This is a genomic window from Staphylococcus sp. 510 (assembly GCF_057219715.1).
The window spans coordinates 18,489-37,441 of the sequence record NZ_JBXVVK010000004.1 but is presented as its reverse complement, the minus strand read 5'-3'; the positions used below and the strand labels follow the sequence as shown (position 1 = coordinate 37,441).

The following is an 18,953-nucleotide window of genomic DNA, read 5'->3' as shown; positions in this document are numbered from 1 at the left end:
TGCTATCTAGTTTTTTGTTGGTTATGATTGCTGACGGTATATGTTACAATTCTCGAAAGATTTTGAATTGAATATCAAATCACTGTAAGCCCTACCACGGATATGCTACAATTCTATATGATGGAGGCGAAATTTATTGAATGATATTCAAAAAGCGTTTCTCTATATGTTAAAAGTAGAACGACATTTTTCTGATCACACACTCAAGTCTTATCATGATGACATTGTGCAATTTAATGATTTTTTATATCAGGAATCTTTAGATTTAAATGACTTTGAATATAAAGATGCAAGAAATTATTTAAGTTTTTTATATTCGAAAAATTTGAAAAGAACTACAGTTTCACGTAAAATTTCTACGTTACGAACTTTTTATGAATATTGGATGACACAGGATGAGTCCGTTGTTAATCCATTTGTTCAACTTGTACACCCAAAGAAAGAACAGTACTTACCACAATTTTTTTATGAAGAAGAAATGGAAGCTTTATTTAAAACGGTAGATACTGATAGTAAAAAGGGTATGCGAGATAAAGTAATACTTGAACTATTATATGCAACAGGTATTCGTGTTTCTGAATTGGTGCATATCAAAACACAAGATTTAGATATGAAGTTACCTGGAGTTAAAGTATTAGGTAAAGGTAATAAAGAAAGATTTATTCCTTTTGGAGAATTTTGTAAGCAAAGTATAGAACGGTATTTAAAGGAATTTAAACCTTTAAAACATGTTGATCATGACTATTTAATCGTTAATATGCAAGGTCAACCAATAACAGAAAGAGGAGTTAGATACGTACTTAATGATGTAGTAAAACGTACGTCTGGTGTAACGAATATTCACCCCCATAAATTACGACATACCTTCGCAACACACTTGTTAAACCAAGGAGCTGATTTGAGAACAGTGCAATCTCTACTAGGTCATGTTAATTTATCAACCACTGGGAAATATACACACGTATCTAATCAACAATTAAGAAAAGTTTATCTTAATGCACATCCTCGAGCAAAAAAGGAGAATGAATGATGGATAACTCATTACATGCAACTACGATATATGCTGTAAGACATAATGGTGGCGCAGCAATGGCCGGAGACGGACAAGTCACATTAGGACAACAAGTAATAATGAAACAAACAGCAAGAAAAGTGAGACGTTTATACGATGGAAAGGTACTAGCAGGTTTTGCAGGTAGTGTTGCTGATGCGTTTACACTTTTTGAAAAGTTCGAAACAAAACTTCAACAATTTAGTGGTAATCTTGAAAGAGCAGCCGTTGAACTTGCACAAGAGTGGAGAGGAGATAAACAACTGCGTCAGTTAGAAGCAATGTTAATAGTAATGGACAAAGATGCCATATTAGTTGTTAGCGGTACAGGAGAAGTGATTGCCCCCGATGATGATTTAATAGCGATAGGTTCAGGCGGAAATTATGCATTAAGTGCAGGTCGAGCACTAAAACGACACGCAGGACAAATGTCAGCAGAAGAAATGGCTTATGAAAGTTTGAAGGTGGCATCTGACATTTGTGTGTTCACAAATGATAATATTATAGTTGAAACATTATAAAAATCTATAATCAATCGAGCAAATTGATTTGTAGTAAGTATAAATAGCATTAATTTCAGAAAGTAAGAAATTGGAGGTCATCCATATATGGATACAAATGGTATAAAATTAACACCGAAAGATATTGTATCTAAATTAAACGAATATATCGTAGGACAAGATGATGCGAAAAGGAAAGTAGCCATTGCCTTACGTAATAGATACAGAAGAAGCCTATTAGATGAAGAATCTAAACAAGAAATAGCACCCAAGAATATTTTAATGATTGGACCAACAGGTGTAGGTAAAACAGAAATAGCACGTAGAATGGCCAAAATTGTAGGTGCACCGTTTATTAAAGTTGAAGCAACTAAATTTACAGAGGTTGGTTATGTAGGTCGTGACGTAGAGAGTATGGTCAGAGATTTAGTTGATGTGTCAGTGCGATTAGTTAAAGATGAAAAGAAAGAAATGGTCAAAGATGAAGCAACGCAAAAAGCTAACGATAAATTAGTAAAATTACTCGTTCCTAGCATGAAGAAAAAAGCATCTCAAGGTAATAATCCATTAGAATCTTTATTCGGTGGAGCAATTCCGAATTTTAATCAAAATAATGAAGAAGAGGAAGAGCCACCAACAGAGGAAATTAAAACTAAACGTTCAGAAATCCAAAAACAACTTGAAGAAGGCAAACTTGAAGAAGAAAAAGTGCGTATCAAAGTTGAACAAGATCCAGGTGCTTTAGGAATGTTAGGTACAAATCAAAATCAACAAATGCAAGATATGATGAATCAACTTATGCCTAAAAAGAAAGTTGAACGTGAAGTTCCAGTTAAGACGGCACGTAAAATACTTGCAGATGACTTTGCAGATGAACTCATCGATCAAGAAACAGCAAATCAAGAAGCATTAGAGTTAGCTGAACAAATGGGAATTATCTTTATCGATGAAATTGATAAAGTGGCTACAAATAATCAAAATAGTGGTCAAGATGTTTCAAGACAAGGTGTTCAACGTGATATCTTACCAATTCTTGAAGGTAGCATGATTCAAACTCAATATGGTACTGTAAATACTGAACATATGCTATTTATTGGCGCTGGTGCATTCCACGTGTCTAAACCTAGTGATTTAATTCCAGAGCTTCAAGGACGATTCCCAATTAGAGTCGAACTTGATAGTTTATCAGTAGAAGATTTCGTTAGAATTCTTAAGGAACCTAAATTATCACTAGTAAAACAATATGAAGCGTTACTTCAAACAGAAGAAGTAACAGTTAACTTCTCAGATGAAGCAATTATACGATTAGCTGAAATTGCATATCAAGTCAATCAAGATACTGATAATATTGGTGCGCGTCGATTACACACAATTTTAGAAAAAATGTTAGAAGATTTATCATTCGAAGCACCGAATATGCCACATGCTGTTGTTGATATTACGCCACAATATGTTGATGATAAATTAAAATCAATCTCAACAAATAAAGATTTAAGTGCATTTATTCTATAAAAATAAAAAGAAGGAGAAAAATTATGAGCTTATTATCTAAAACAAGAGAGTTAAACACGTTATTACAGAAACACAAAGGCATCGCAGTAGATTTTAAGGACGTTGCCCAAACGATTAGTAGCGTTACAGTAACTAATGTATTTATTGTGTCGAGAAGAGGTAAAATTTTAGGGTCGAGCTTAAATGAATTACTGAAGAGTGATCGAATCATTCACATGCTTGAAGATAGACATATCCCTGCAGAATATACTGATCAATTAATGGATGTTAAAGAAACACAATCTAATATTGATATTGATAATGTTTTAACGGTATTCCCACCAGAAAATAGAGAAGTGTTTGTAAATAGTAGAACAACAATATTCCCTATTTTAGGTGGAGGAGAAAGATTAGGTACGTTAGTTTTAGGAAGAGTTCAAGATGATTTCAATGAAAATGATTTAGTTTTAGGCGAATATGCTGCAACTGTCATTGGTATGGAAATTTTACGTGAAAAGCACAATGAAGTTGAAAAAGAAGCACGAGATAAAGCTTCAATCACAATGGCCATTAATTCATTATCTTATTCAGAAAAAGAAGCCATCGAACATATCTTTGATGAATTAGGTGGTAATGAAGGGTTATTAATTGCTTCTAAAGTTGCTGATAGAGTCGGTATTACACGTTCAGTAATTGTAAATGCACTACGTAAACTAGAAAGCGCTGGTGTGATTGAGTCACGTTCACTAGGTATGAAAGGTACATTTATCAAAGTTAAAAAAGAAAAATTCTTAGATGAATTAGAACGTAATAAATAAATTTATTAAGGTTTAGGTGCTACCATTGGAATGCCTAAACCTTAATTTTTTGTAAATAAGGGATAATGATTTTTAGAAACACTTCATCGATGAAAAATAAATAATAAATGACACTAGATGATGTTTGATTTAATCAATCATTTATTAGACGAAAGGCATTGCAATCAATGTCAAATTATGATATATTTATTTTCGGCTATAAAGCCAATACACACATAATAAATGTAAATATAGAGGGTGCAGTATTTAATTACTGTCTTTATATGAGTTTGTTATGGAGGTAATTAACCAATAGGAGGAATTTATAATGGCAGTTATATCAATGAAACAATTGTTAGAAGCTGGTGTTCACTTCGGCCATCAAACACGTCGTTGGAACCCAAAAATGAAAAAATATATCTTCACTGAGAGAAATGGTATTTATATCATTGACTTACAAAAAACAGTGAAAAAAGTTGAAGAAGCATATAACTTCATCAAACAAGTATCAGAAGATGGCGGTAAAGTCTTATTCGTAGGTACTAAAAAACAAGCACAAGATTCAGTTAAAGCTGAAGCAGAACGTGCTGGTCAATTCTACGTTAACCAAAGATGGTTAGGTGGAATCTTAACTAACTATAAAACAATCTCAAAACGAATCAAACGTATTTCTGAAATTGAAAAAATGGAAGAAGACGGCTTATTCGAAGTATTACCTAAAAAAGAAGTTGTTGAACTTAAAAAAGAATACGACCGTTTAATTAAATTCTTAGGCGGTATTCGTGATATGAAAACTATGCCTCAAGCATTATTCGTAGTTGATCCTCGTAAAGAGCGCAACGCAATTGCTGAAGCACGTAAATTAAATATTCCAATCGTGGGTATTGTTGACACTAACTGTGACCCAGATGAAATTGATTATGTAATCCCAGCAAACGACGATGCTATCCGTGCCGTTAAATTATTAACTGGTAAAATGGCAGACGCTGTTTTAGAAGGTCAACAAGGTGTATCAAACGAAGAAGTAGCTGCAGAACAAAACATCAATTTAGATGAAAAAGAAGAATCTGACAAAGCAGAAACAACTGAAGAAAACACTTCTGTTGAATCAAACTAAGTTATAGTTTAAATGGGTGATAAGATACTAATGCTTATCACCTTTTTTTAAAAAATAAATTAATAGTATAGAGTATTGGAAATTTTACTAGGAATAATGGTAAAATTTAAATATATCTGTAACAGAATTATATATACTGGAGGAATAATTAATGGCAATTTCAGCTAAACTTGTAAAAGAATTACGTGAAAAAACTGGCGCTGGCATGATGGACTGTAAAAAAGCGCTAACTGAAACTGATGGTGATATGGACAAAGCTATCGATTACTTACGTGAAAAAGGTATTGCTAAAGCAGCTAAAAAAGCTGATCGTATCGCAGCAGAAGGTCTTGTACATGTTGAAATCAATGGTAACGAAGCAGCTATCGTTGAAATCAACTCAGAAACAGACTTCGTTGCTCGTAACGAAGGTTTCCAAAACTTAGTAAAAGAAATTGCTAACCAAGTACTTGCTACTAAAGCAGAATCTGTTGAAGCATTAATGGAAACTAAATTCGAAGACGGTAAAACTGTTGACGAAAAAATGAAAGAAGCTATTTCAACAATCGGTGAAAAATTAAGCATCCGTCGTTTTGCAGTTAGAACTAAATCAGATAACGATGCATTCGGTGCATACTTACACATGGGTGGACGTATCGGTGTGTTAACTGTAATTGAAGGTACTACTGATGAAGCAGCTGCTAAAGATGTAGCTATGCACATTGCTGCTATCAATCCTAAATATGTTTCATCTGACCAAGTAAGCGAAGATGAAATTAATCATGAAAGAGAAGTACTTAAACAACAAGCATTAAATGAAGGTAAACCAGAAAACATCGTTGAAAAAATGGTTGAAGGTCGTTTACGTAAATATTTACAAGAAATTTGTGCTGTTGACCAAAACTTCGTTAAAAACCCAGATGAAACAGTTGAAGCTTTCTTAAAATCTAAAGGTGGTAAACTTGTTGACTTCGTAAGATATGAAGTAGGCGAAGGTATGGAAAAACGCGAAGAAAACTTTGCTGATGAAGTTAAAGGACAAATGAAATAATAAGTCATATTGTTAACAAGAAAGAAGACACCTGAAAGGTTTTCTCAGATTAAAAGCAGTAGTTTTTAATTTAGAGAGGACGTCCGTGTCTTCTTTACTTATATACTTTTACATATTTCTACTATAGAGAGGATAAGAAAATGGCTCAAACTTCTAAATATAAACGTGTAGTCTTAAAACTTAGTGGTGAAGCACTTGCAGGTGACAAAGGATTTGGCATTAACCCAATGATTATTAAAAGTGTTGCTAAGCAAGTAGCCGAAGTAGCAAAAATGGATTGCGAAATTGCTGTAATAGTTGGTGGCGGTAACATTTGGAGAGGTAAAACAGGAAGCGATTTAGGAATGGATCGCGGTACTGCTGACTATATGGGAATGTTAGCCACTGTTATGAATGCACTTGCCCTACAAGATAGCCTTGAACAATTAGAATGTGATACGCGTGTTTTAACTTCTATTGAAATGAAGCAAGTTGCTGAACCTTACATTCGTCGTCGTGCCATTCGTCATTTAGAGAAAAAACGTGTTGTTATCTTTGCAGCAGGTATTGGTAACCCTTATTTCTCTACTGATACAACAGCGGCACTAAGAGCGGCTGAAGTAGAAGCAGACGTTATATTAATGGGTAAAAATAATGTTGATGGTGTTTACTCTGCAGATCCTAAAGTAGATAAAGATGCAGTTAAATATGAACATTTAACACATATTCAAATGCTTCAAGAAGGTCTACAAGTTATGGACTCAACAGCTTCTTCATTCTGTATGGATAACAATATTCCATTAAATGTGTTCTCTATTATGGAAGAGGGTAATATTAAACGAGCTGTAATGGGCGAGAAAATTGGTACATTAATTACAAAATAATATGAGGTGTAAAAAATGAGTGACATTATTAAAGATACTAGAGCAAGAATGCAAAAATCTATCGATAATTTATCTAAAGAATTAGCTAATATCAGTGCAGGTAGAGCGAATTCTAATTTATTAAATGGTGTAAATGTTGATTATTATGGTGCACCAACACCAGTACAACAATTAGCAAGTATTAATGTTCCAGAAGCAAGATTACTTGTTATTTCTCCTTACGATAAATCTTCTGTGGCTGATATCGAGAAAGCAATTAATGCGGCTAATCTTGGTGTTAACCCAACTAGTGACGGAGAAGTTATTCGTATTTCTGTTCCTGCTTTAACAGAAGAGCGTCGTAAAGAATTAGTTAAAGATGTTAAAAAAATTGGTGAAGATGCCAAAGTTTCAATTAGAAACATTCGTCGTGATGTTAACGATCAACTTAAAAAAGATGAAAAGAACGGCGACATTACTGAAGATGACTTAAGAAGTCAAACAGACGACGTTCAAAAAGCAACGGATAATTCAATTAAAGAAATTGATCAATTAGTTGATGACAAAGAAAAAGACATTATGTCAGTATAATCTTCTGACAAACTTAAAAGTCATATTAACTTATTGTAGATGGCACTTATACAGTGTTAATGTAAGACAAAATGATGCAATATTCATTCTAGTCTAAACTGTACCAAGTAAGACTTTGGTACAGTTTTTTTATTTGCTTATTCAATGCTATAAATGAGTATGATAAAATGGTAGATGATTGTTTAAACAACCTATACAATAATACAGAGATGATCAGGCTCGGAGGAAAGACCATGTTTAAAAAGCTTAGAAATAATAATAAGAGTGAAAGTAATCAATTTAATGATTTAGATTTACATAATATACCTGAACATGTTGCAATTATCATGGATGGTAATGGCCGTTGGGCTAAACAACGCAAAATGCCTCGTATCAAAGGACATTATGAAGGTATGCAAACAATCAAGAAGGTCACACGAGAAGCCAGTGATATCGGTATTAAATATCTTACCTTATACGCTTTCTCCACTGAAAATTGGTCTAGACCTGAAAGTGAAGTAAACTATATTATGAATTTACCAGTTAACTTTTTAAAAACATTTCTACCAGAATTGATAGAGAAGAATGTTAAAGTTGAAACAATTGGTTTTCAAAAAGGGTTACCGACATCAACAATCGAAGCTATTGATCATGCCAAAGAAAAAACGAAAAATAATACAGGATTAAGATTAATTTTTGCCATCAATTATGGTGGGCGTGCTGAAATCGTTCAAAGTTTTAAAACGATTGTAGATGAACTCCAACATAAAGGATTGAGTAGTGATGATATTAACGAAGATTTAATTAATCAACACTTGATGACTAAGAATTATCCTGATCCAGAATTATTAATTAGAACTTCTGGTGAGCAACGAATAAGCAACTTTTTAATTTGGCAAGTTTCATATAGTGAATTCATATTTAATGAAAAATTATGGCCAGACTTTGATGGTGACGAATTGAAAAATTGTTTAAAAATTTACCAATCACGCCAAAGACGTTTTGGAGGATTGAGTGAGGAGTAAAGTATGAAAGTAAGAACATTGACAGCGATTATTGCTTTATTAATTTTCTTGCCTATCCTTTTAAAGGGTGGATTAGTACTAATGCTTTTTGCTTATTTATTAGCATTAATTGCATTAAAAGAACTTTTAAATATGAATATGATTAAATTTATTTCAATTCCCGGGATAATAAGTGCAATCGGTTTAATTATTATTATGCTTCCTCAAGATGCCGGAGATTGGGTACAAGTCATACAGTTGAAAAGTTTAGTCGCAATGAGTTTTATAGTACTCAGTTATACTGTTTTATCAAAAAATAGATTTAGTTTTATGGATGCAGCATTTTGTTTAATGAGCGTTGCCTATGTCGGAATTGGTTTTATGTACTTTTATGAAACGCGTTCAGAAGGATTACACTACATTTTATATGCATTCTTAATAGTTTGGTTAACAGATACTGGTGCTTACATTTTTGGCCGTTTAATGGGCAAACATAAGTTATGGCCAGTTATAAGTCCAAACAAAACAATTGAAGGATTTATTGGTGGTCTTTTCTGTAGTTTACTTGTACCGCTAGTAATGCAGTTTTTTGTAGATTTTAATTTAAACGTGTGGTTATTGTTAATTGTGACCATCATCTTAAGCATGTTTGGACAATTAGGTGATCTAGTAGAATCTGGATTTAAACGTCATTTCGGTGTGAAAGATTCTGGAAGAATTTTACCAGGACATGGTGGTATATTAGATAGATTTGATAGTTTCATGTTTGTTTTACCATTGTTAAACATTCTTTTAATTCAAATTTAATATCTTGAAGCATTTTTTAATAAATAAAATGTTATAATGGGGGAGTTATTGAGATGTTCATAGCATTTCTTAACTCCTTTTCATAACTTATACATAATTTTCATTGGTACAAAAGTATAATGAACATGATTAGCCAAATTAATATGCTAATTAAGTCAAACGTAATATAATGTCTTATATTATCTTTTAATAATTAATCGAGAGAAATTTGAAATATTACTTAAAATAGAGGTGTAGCGAGTGAGCTCATTAATAACAATATTAGCGTTCATCATCGTTTTTGGTGTTCTTGTAACTGTCCACGAATATGGACATATGTTCTTTGCTAAGAGAGTGGGCATTATGTGCCCAGAATTTGCCATCGGTATGGGACCGAAAATATTTAGTTTTAGAAAAGATGAAACGTTATATACAATTCGTATTTTGCCTGTAGGCGGATATGTGCGTATGTCAGGCGATGGTCTTGAGGAGCCGCCTGTTGAACCAGGTATGAACGTAAAAATTAAATTAAATGATCATGATCAAATTACACATATCATTTTAGATGATCAACATAAATTCCAACAAATTGAAGCTATTGAAGTGAAAAAATGTGATTTTAAAGATGATCTTTTTATTGAAGGTATCACATCATATGATGAAGAGCGTCATCATTTCGATATCGCTAAGAAAGCATATTTCGTTGAAAATGGTAGCTTAATTCAAATAGCACCTAGAGAACGTCAATTCACACATAAGAAGCCGTTACCCAAATTTTTAACATTATTTGCCGGCCCGTTATTTAACTTTATTTTGGCTATCGTACTATTTATTGGATTAGCTTATTATCATGGTACACCTACAACAACAGTAGGCGATTTAGCCAAAGGTTATCCCGCTGAAAAAGCAGGATTAAAAGCAGGCGACAAAATTGAACAAATTGGTAACCACAAAGTTAAAGATTATAATGATATTTCAAACATTTTAGATAAAAATAAATCTGCTAAAACTACTGTTAAAGTTGAACGGAACGGTAAGATGAAATCAATCGATATCGAACCTAAGAAAACTGAAATCAAACAAACAAAGAATAAATCTGAGACAGTTTATCAAATTGGATTCAAACCGAAAACAGAACATACGGTATTTAAGCCTCTTGTCGCAGGAGTTGAACAGTTCTTTAAAGCAGGTACGTTAATATTTACAGCAGTCGTTGGCATGCTTGCGAGTATCTTTACTGGTGGTTTTTCATTTGACATGTTGAATGGGCCAGTAGGTATTTATCATAATGTGGATTCAGTTGTGAAATCGGGAATTATTAACTTGATCACATATACAGCATTATTAAGTGTAAACTTAGGTATTATGAATTTATTACCAATTCCAGCATTAGACGGTGGAAGAATTTTATTTGTGATTTACGAAGCAATATTTAGAAAACCTATTAATAAAAAGGCAGAAACAGGTATTATTGCAGTCGGTGCAATCTTTGTAGTTATCATTATGATTCTAGTAACATGGAACGATATTCAAAGATATTTCTTATAAATAGGGAGGCAAAGTAACTATGAAACAATCTAAAGTTTTTATACCAACTATGAGAGAAGTGCCAGCAGAAGCTGAAGCTTTAAGTCATCGTTTATTATTAAAAGCAGGTTTAATTAAACAAAGTACAAGTGGAATATATAGCTATTTACCATTAGCTACACGTGTTCTGAATAATATTTCTAAGATTATACGTGAAGAAATGGAAAAAGTAGATGCAGTAGAAATTTTAATGCCAGCGCTTCAACAAGCTGAATTATGGGAAGAATCAGGCCGTTGGGGTGCATATGGTCCTGAATTAATGCGATTAAAAGACCGTAATGGACGCGAATTTGCATTAGGACCAACGCATGAAGAAGTAGTGACATCACTTGTTAGAGATGAGTTAAAGTCATACAAACGTTTACCTTTAACGTTGTTCCAAATCCAATCTAAATTTAGAGACGAACAACGTCCACGTTTTGGGTTACTTCGTGGTAGAGAATTTATCATGAAAGATGCTTATTCTTTCCATGCTGATGAAGCATCATTAGATGAAACTTATCAAGATATGTATAACGCGTATGATCGTATATTTAAACGAGTAGGCATCAATGCACGACCTGTTGTAGCAGATTCAGGGGCAATTGGTGGTAATCATACACATGAGTTTATGGCTTTAAGTGAAATTGGTGAAGACACTATCGTTTATAGTAATGAAAGTGATTATGCTGCCAACATTGAAAAAGCAGAAGTGGTTTATACAGCTAACCCTAAAAATACTGAAGTTGCTGAATTGAAAAAGGTAGAGACACCTAATATAAAAACAGCTGAAGAAGTAGCTGAATATTTAAATCGTCCGCTAGATGAAATTGTGAAAACAATGATATTTAAAGTGGATGGCGAGTTTATCATGGTACTTGTAAGAGGACATCATGAGTTGAATGACGTGAAATTAAAAGCATACTTTGGTACAGACCAAATTGAAATGGCTAGCCAAGATGAAATTGTTAATATTGTGGGTGCACATCCAGGTTCATTAGGTCCTATTCATGATAAAGATATTAAAATCTATGCTGACCATTTTGTTCAAGACTTAAATAACTTTGTGATTGGTGCAAATGAAGATGGATATCATTTCGAAAATGCACAATTAGATCGTGATTTTAAAGTTGACGAATTTGGAGACTTTAGATTTATCTTAGAAGGTGAACCTTTAAGTGATGGTTCTGGAAATGCACAATTTGCAGAAGGAATAGAAGTTGGACAAGTCTTTAAACTCGGAACAAAATATTCTGAATCAATGAATGCGACTTTCTTAGATAACCAAGGTAAAGCACAACCGCTCATTATGGGTTGTTATGGTATTGGCGTGTCTAGAACATTGAGTGCTATAGTAGAACAACACCATGACGATAACGGTATTATTTGGCCTAAATCAGTTACACCATTTGATTTACATTTAATTACAATTAACCCTAAAAAAGAGGAACAACGTAAGCTAGGTGATCAATTATATGATCAATTAATGAATAACTATGATGTACTATATGATGATCGCCAAGAACGTGCGGGTATTAAATTTAACGATGCTGATTTAATAGGTTTACCATTGAGAGTTGTAGTTGGTAAACGTGCAGAAGAAGGTATTGTAGAAGTTAAACAACGTTCAACAGGTGAAAGTGAAGAAATTCATATTGATGATTTAGAAAATTATATTAAAGATTTATATTTAACATTAAACTAAATATGAACATTTGACCTTTTAGGTTTTATGTATTGGGAGTGTGATGATGGATTCAATTAGAATTCTTATCCACTCCTTATTTTTCGTAAATGTATTTAATTCATATCGATGAAATCTATACCAATTAAGCGTATAATAAGATATAAATTTGCTTTGAACTTCGAACGATTCATCAGTATAATTTGTATGATTGATTTCATAATTCCAAATTACTAATTCAAGCAATGTTAAAGAAGTATAAATTTAAGGTGGTTTTCATATTGGCAATGACAAATCAGGAAAAATTTAAAGTACTTGCTGATCAAATTAAAATTTCTAATCAATTAGATTCAGAAATCCTACAGCAAGGAGAACTAACTAGAATTGATGTCTCAAGTAAAAATAGAACATGGGAATTTCATATTACATTGCCATATTTCTTATCTCATGAAGATTATTTACTTTTTAATCATGCGATTGTAGAAGAATTTAAAGAAATAGCGGATGTAAGCTGTCATTTCACGATAGAAAACACTGATAATCAAGATGAACAGGCAATTAAATATTTTGCACATTGTATCGATCAAACTGCCTTATCTCCTAAAGTAAAAGGGCAGTTAAAACAAAAACGCTTGATTATGTCAGGTAATGTTCTAAAAGTAATGGTTTCCAATGATATTGAACGTAACCATTTTGATAAGGCATGTAATGGTAGTTTAGTCGCTGCTTTTAAAAAATGCGGATTTAAAATAGATAAAGTCGTATTTGAAACAGATAATACTAACCATGATGAAGATCTAGCATCATTAGAAGCGCATATTCAAGAAGAAGATGAACAAAGTGCACGTGAGGCTACTGAAAAACTTGAAAAAATGAAAGCGGAAAAAGCAAAACAACAAGATAACAACGAAAGCGATGTAGATAGATGTCAAATTGGTAAACCAATTCAAGTTGAAAATTTAAGATCAATAGAATCGATTATAGAAGAAGAATTTAAAGTGGCAATTGAGGGCGTTATATTTGATATTAATTTAAAAGAATTGAAAAGTGGACGTCATATCGTAGAATTGAAAGTAACGGATTATACAGATTCATTAGTATTGAAAATGTTTACTCGTAAAAATAAAAATGATTTAGATCATTTTAAAGCCTTAAGTGTAGGAAAGTGGGTTCGTGCACAAGGTCGTATTGAAGAAGATACTTTTGTTAGAGATTTAGTTATGATGATGTCTGATATTGAAGAAATTAAAAAATCGCCTAAAAAAGATAAGGCAGAGAATAAAAGAGTTGAATTCCATTTACATACATCAATGAGTCAAATGGATGGTATACCTAATATTGGCGGCTATGTAGCGCAAGCAGCTGAATGGGGTCATCAAGCGATTGCTGTGACAGATCATAATGTTGTTCAAGCATTTCCAGATGCCCATGCTGCAGCTGAAAAACATGGTATCAAAATGATATATGGTATGGAAGGCATGTTAGTGGATGATGGTGTACCTATTGCTTACAAACCTACAGATCGAGATTTAAAAGATGCTACATATGTTGTTTTTGACGTAGAAACGACTGGTTTATCTAATCAATATGATAAAATTATCGAATTAGCAGCTGTTAAAGTACATAACGGAGAAATCATAGATAAGTTTGAAAGATTTAGTAATCCTCATGAGAAATTATCAGAAACAATTATTAATTTAACGCATATTACAGATGATATGCTAACTGATGCTCCTGAAATAGAAGATGTACTTACAGAATTCAAAGAATGGGTAGGAGATGCCATATTCGTGGCCCATAACGCCTCATTCGATATGGGATTCATTGATACAGGTTATGAACGCCTTGGATTCGGCCCTTCAACTAATGGTGTAATTGATACACTAGAATTATCTCGTACTATAAATACTGATTATGGTAAACATGGTTTGAACTTCCTTGCTAAAAAATATGGTGTGGACTTAACACAACATCATAGAGCTATATATGATACTGAAGCTACTGCATATATTTTTATTAAAATGGTTCAACAGATGAAAGAACTTGGCGTGACAAATCATATAGATATTAATCAAAAACTATCTAATGAAGATGCATATAAACGTGCTAGACCATCACATGTCACATTAATAGTTCAAAATCAACAAGGTTTAAAAAATCTTTTCAAAATTGTGAGTGAATCATTAGTAACGTATTATTATAGAACACCAAGAATACCGAGATCTTTATTAAATGAGTATAGAGAAGGTTTGCTTGTTGGAACGGCATGTGATGAAGGTGAATTATTTACAGCTGTCATGCAAAGAGATCAATCAGAAGTAGAAAAAATAGCAAAGTATTATGACTTTATTGAAGTACAACCACCAGCACTTTATCAAGATCTTATTGATCGTGAACTCATTAGAGATACTGAAACACTTCATGAGATTTATCATCGTTTAATTGAAGCTGGAAAGAGTGCTAATATTCCTGTTATAGCAACAGGTAATGCACACTATTTATATGAACACGATGCCATCGCTCGTAAAATTTTAATTGCTTCCCAACCGGGGAATCCTTTAAATCGTTCAACTTTACCAGAAGCACATTTTAGAACAACCGACGAAATGTTGGATGAATTACATTTCTTAGGTGAAGAAAAGGCTTATGAGTTAGTTGTAACAAATACTAATGCCTTAGCAGATCAAATTGAACGTGTTGTACCAATTAAAGATAAATTATATACACCACGAATGGATGGTGCGAATGAAGAAATTAGAGAATTAAGTTATAGCAATGCCAAAAAGTTATATGGTGAAGATTTACCTCAAATTGTTATTGATCGTTTAGAGAAAGAACTAGATAGTATTATAGGGAACGGTTTCTCAGTTATTTATTTAATTTCACAACGTTTGGTTAAAAAATCTTTAGATGATGGTTACTTAGTAGGTTCACGTGGTTCTGTAGGATCAAGCTTTGTAGCGACTATGACAGAAATCACTGAAGTTAACCCATTGCCGCCACATTACATTTGTACGCATTGTAAAACGAGTGAGTTTTTCGACGATGGTTCTGTTGGTTCAGGATTCGATTTACCCGATAAAAAATGTCCTGAATGTGGCAATGAGCTAATTAAAGAGGGGCAAGATATACCTTTCGAAACGTTCTTAGGATTTAAAGGTGATAAGGTACCAGATATCGACTTAAACTTCAGTGGTGAATATCAACCTAATGCACATAACTATACAAAAGTATTATTCGGTGAAGACAAAGTATTCCGTGCAGGAACAATTGGTACAGTTGCCGAAAAAACTGCATTTGGATTTGTTAAAGGTTATCTTAATGACCAAGGTATTCATAAACGTGGAGCAGAGGTGGATCGTTTAGTTAAAGGTTGTACAGGTGTTAAACGTACAACTGGACAACACCCTGGTGGTATTATAGTAGTTCCAGACTACATGGATATTTATGATTTTACACCTATACAATATCCAGCAGATGACCAAAGTTCTGCTTGGATGACAACACATTTTGATTTCCATTCTATCCATGATAACGTCTTAAAACTCGATATACTTGGACACGATGATCCAACTATGATACGTATGCTACAAGATTTATCTGGCATTGATCCTAAAACGATTCCTGTGGATGATAAAGAAACTATGAAAATATTTAGTAGTCCAGAAAGTTTAGGTGTGACTGAAGAAGACATTTTATGTAAAACAGGGACATTTGGTGTACCGGAATTTGGTACAGGGTTTGTAAGACAAATGCTTGAAGATACTAAACCAACAACATTTTCTGAATTAGTACAAATTTCTGGACTATCACATGGTACAGATGTTTGGTTAGGTAACGCACAAGAACTAATCCGTGCAGGTATCTGTGATTTATCATCAGTTATTGGTTGTCGTGACGACATCATGGTATATCTGATGTATGCAGGATTAGAACCATCTATGGCCTTCAAAACAATGGAATTTGTACGTAAAGGACGTGGTTTAACTGATGAAATGGTTGAAGCTATGAAAGAAAATGACGTTCCTGATTGGTATCTAGATTCTTGTCGTAAAATCAAATACATGTTCCCTAAAGCCCATGCGGCAGCCTATGTATTAATGGCAGTCCGTATCGCATACTTTAAGGTACATCATCCTTTATATTATTATGCGTCTTACTTTACAGTTAGAGCATCTGATTTTGATTTAATTACTATGATTAAAGATAAAACAGGTATTAAAAACACTGTAAAAGATATGTACTCTCGCTATATGGATTTAGGTAAAAAAGAAAAAGATGTATTAACAGTATTAGAAATAATGAATGAAATGGCTCATCGAGGTTATCGTATGCAACCGATTAGTTTAGAAAAAAGCCAAGCGTTTGATTTCATTATTGAAGGTGATACATTAATTCCACCATTTATAGCCGTACCTGGACTAGGTGAAAATGTTGCCAAACGAATTGTTGAAGCAAGAGAAGAAGGACCATTTTTATCTAAAGAAGATTTAAATAAAAAAGCAGGTTTATCACAAAAGGTTATTGAATATCTAGACGATTTAGGCTCATTACCAGGATTACCTGATAAAGCACAATTATCTATTTTTGACATGTAATGTAAAACAATAAAGAAGTTATTAAATTATTAAGTGTATACAGGGATGTTCCCATTAATTAGGGTGTGATTTGTTTACTAGTATAACTTATGGTATACTTAGATTGCTTAAAAAATTAGTAACTCAGGCAAAAGAGTGGGCATAAACCCGCTCTTTTCTATTTGCCTAAAAGGGAGGCCTGTATGAGTAAAATAACTGAACAAGTTGAACCTATTATTCAACCCGTATTAGATGACCTTAACTTTGAACTAGTTGAAATTGAGTATGTTAAAGAAGGTAAAGATCATTTTTTAAGAATTTCAATAGACAAAGAAGGTGGCGTCGATCTTAATGATTGTACGTTAGCCTCAGAAAAGATTAGCGAAGCGATGGATGAAAATGATCCAATACCTGAAATGTACTACTTAGATGTAGCATCTCCAGGTGCTGAAAGACCTATCAAGAATGAGAAAGCGCTTAAAGATGCAATATCACATCCTATTTTTATTTCACTTTATATACCAATCGAAAATGAAAAAGAATGGTTAGGTATTTTAAAAGAAGTCAAAGAGGATATTATATTAATAGAAGTCAAAGAAAAATCTAAAACAAAAACGATAGAGATACCACGCAATAAAATTGCAAAAGCACGTCACGCAGTAATGCTATAACGTGGTGAGGAGGAAGAGCCGTGTCAAGTAATGAATTATTATTAGCTACTGAATATTTAGAAAAGGAAAAGAAAATTCCAAGAGAAGTATTAATTGATGCTATTGAAGCAGCTTTAATTACTGCTTACAAAAAAAACTATGATAGTGCCAGAAATGTTAGGGTAGAACTTAATATGGACGAAGGTACTTTCAAAGTTATTGCTAGAAAAGAAGTTGTTGAAGAAGTATTCGATGATAGAGAAGAAGTTGATATTAGTACTGCATTAGTTAAAAATCCAGCATACGAGATTGGTGACATATATGAAGAAGATGTGACGCCACAAGATTTCGGACGTGTTGGTGCTCAAGCAGCTAAACAAGCAGTCATGCAACGTTTGAGAGATGCTGAAAGAGAAATTCTTTATGATGAATTTATCGATAAAGAAGAAGACATCTTAACGGGTGTGATCGATCGTGTAGACCATAGATATGTTTACGTTAATTTAGGTCGTATTGAAGCAGTATTGTCTGAGGCAGAAAGAAGTCCGAATGAAAGCTATATCCCTAACGAAAGAATTAAAGTCTTTGTTAACAAAGTTGAACAAACAACTAAAGGACCTCAAATTTATGTTTCAAGAAGCCATCCAGGCTTATTAAAACGACTATTTGAACAAGAAGTACCTGAAATCTTTGATGGTACCGTTATTGTTAAATCAGTAGCACGTGAAGCAGGAGATCGTTCTAAAATTAGTGTGTACTCTGATAATCCTGAAATCGATGCAGTAGGTGCTTGTGTCGGATCAAAAGGTGCTCGTGTTGAAGCTGTAGTAGAAGAACTTGGTGGAGAAAAAATTGATATTGTTCAATGGAATGAAGATCCTAAAGTATTTGTAAGAAATGCTTTAAGTCCATCACAAGTGTTAGAAGTTATCGTAGACGAAGAAAATCAATCTACAGTAGTAGTTGTACCAGACTATCAATTATCATTAGCAATTGGTAAACGTGGTCAAAACGCACGTTTAGCTGCTAAACTAACTGGTTGGAAAATTGATATTAAATCTGAAAGTGATGCTCGTGAAGCAGGCGTTTATCCTGTTATTGAATCAGAAGAAATTGCTGATGAAGTTGTAAATACTGGTGATGAAGACATTGAATTTGAAGATGTGAATTTAGAAGAATCAAATTTAACTACTGCCGAATTAGCAGCTGAAACAGATGAAACGTTAGAAGATACGGATGAAGTTACTACTGAAGATAAAGATACAGAAAAATAGGTTGGAGTGATGAT

Annotated in this window: 15 protein-coding genes; all 15 read left to right on the top strand. The window is 33.2% G+C overall.

Features of this window, described 5'->3' with window-relative positions; all coding sequences use genetic code 11:
- Nucleotides 1–136: 136 nt before the first annotated feature.
- The 15 genes from xerC (at nucleotide 137) to nusA (ending at nucleotide 18,939) form a co-directional block, all read left to right on the top strand.
- Nucleotides 137–1,030 (top strand): tyrosine recombinase XerC, encoded by an 894-nt coding sequence (gene xerC, locus AC2D8K_RS04040; RefSeq protein ID WP_002450560.1) that lies wholly within the window; start codon nucleotides 137–139, stop codon nucleotides 1,028–1,030.
- Complete coding sequence (hslV, locus tag AC2D8K_RS04035) at nucleotides 1,027–1,572, top strand: ATP-dependent protease subunit HslV (RefSeq protein WP_002450559.1); 546 nt, start codon at nucleotides 1,027–1,029, stop codon at nucleotides 1,570–1,572. Before xerC ends, hslV begins: the two co-directional genes overlap by 4 nt.
- A gap of 87 nt (nucleotides 1,573–1,659) precedes the next feature.
- Nucleotides 1,660–3,063, top strand: coding sequence for an ATP-dependent protease ATPase subunit HslU (gene hslU / locus AC2D8K_RS04030; protein ID WP_484698070.1), 1,404 nt, complete (start codon nucleotides 1,660–1,662; stop codon nucleotides 3,061–3,063).
- A 23-nt stretch (nucleotides 3,064–3,086) separates the two neighbouring features.
- Complete coding sequence (gene codY, locus AC2D8K_RS04025; protein WP_002450557.1) at nucleotides 3,087–3,860, top strand: GTP-sensing pleiotropic transcriptional regulator CodY; 774 nt, start codon at nucleotides 3,087–3,089, stop codon at nucleotides 3,858–3,860.
- A gap of 307 nt (nucleotides 3,861–4,167) precedes the next feature.
- Nucleotides 4,168–4,956: a 30S ribosomal protein S2 gene (gene rpsB, locus AC2D8K_RS04020; RefSeq protein WP_002466032.1), complete on the top strand. Its 789-nt coding sequence runs from the start codon at nucleotides 4,168–4,170 to the stop codon at nucleotides 4,954–4,956.
- A 151-nt stretch (nucleotides 4,957–5,107) separates the two neighbouring features.
- The gene (tsf, locus tag AC2D8K_RS04015) at nucleotides 5,108–5,986 is read left to right on the top strand and encodes a translation elongation factor Ts (protein WP_002450555.1); all 879 of its coding nucleotides are present in this window, start codon (nucleotides 5,108–5,110) and stop codon (nucleotides 5,984–5,986) included.
- A 140-nt stretch (nucleotides 5,987–6,126) separates the two neighbouring features.
- Entirely contained in the window at nucleotides 6,127–6,849 is a 723-nt protein-coding gene (pyrH, locus tag AC2D8K_RS04010) for a UMP kinase (RefSeq protein WP_002450554.1), read from the top strand.
- Between the two features lie 15 nt (nucleotides 6,850–6,864).
- Complete coding sequence (frr, locus tag AC2D8K_RS04005; protein WP_002450553.1) at nucleotides 6,865–7,419, top strand: ribosome recycling factor; 555 nt, start codon at nucleotides 6,865–6,867, stop codon at nucleotides 7,417–7,419.
- Nucleotides 7,420–7,652: 233 nt separating this feature from the next.
- The gene (uppS, locus tag AC2D8K_RS04000) at nucleotides 7,653–8,423 is read left to right on the top strand and encodes an undecaprenyl pyrophosphate synthase (protein WP_002450552.1); all 771 of its coding nucleotides are present in this window, start codon (nucleotides 7,653–7,655) and stop codon (nucleotides 8,421–8,423) included.
- Nucleotides 8,424–8,426: 3 nt separating this feature from the next.
- Complete coding sequence (locus AC2D8K_RS03995; protein ID WP_002450551.1) at nucleotides 8,427–9,209, top strand: phosphatidate cytidylyltransferase; 783 nt, start codon at nucleotides 8,427–8,429, stop codon at nucleotides 9,207–9,209.
- 240 nt (nucleotides 9,210–9,449) lie between these two features.
- Nucleotides 9,450–10,736, top strand: a complete 1,287-nt coding sequence (rseP, locus tag AC2D8K_RS03990; protein ID WP_484698068.1) for an RIP metalloprotease RseP — start codon at nucleotides 9,450–9,452, stop codon at nucleotides 10,734–10,736.
- Between the two features lie 19 nt (nucleotides 10,737–10,755).
- The gene (locus AC2D8K_RS03985) at nucleotides 10,756–12,459 is read left to right on the top strand and encodes a proline--tRNA ligase (RefSeq protein ID WP_484698067.1); all 1,704 of its coding nucleotides are present in this window, start codon (nucleotides 10,756–10,758) and stop codon (nucleotides 12,457–12,459) included.
- Between the two features lie 266 nt (nucleotides 12,460–12,725).
- A complete protein-coding gene (locus AC2D8K_RS03980) occupies nucleotides 12,726–17,036 on the top strand; it encodes a PolC-type DNA polymerase III (RefSeq protein ID WP_100066973.1) in 4,311 nt (1,436 codons plus the stop codon).
- Nucleotides 17,037–17,218: 182 nt separating this feature from the next.
- Entirely contained in the window at nucleotides 17,219–17,686 is a 468-nt protein-coding gene (gene rimP, locus AC2D8K_RS03975; protein ID WP_484698065.1) for a ribosome maturation factor RimP, read from the top strand.
- A gap of 20 nt (nucleotides 17,687–17,706) precedes the next feature.
- The gene (gene nusA / locus AC2D8K_RS03970; protein ID WP_002450546.1) at nucleotides 17,707–18,939 is read left to right on the top strand and encodes a transcription termination factor NusA; all 1,233 of its coding nucleotides are present in this window, start codon (nucleotides 17,707–17,709) and stop codon (nucleotides 18,937–18,939) included.
- Nucleotides 18,940–18,953: the final 14 nt, after the last annotated feature.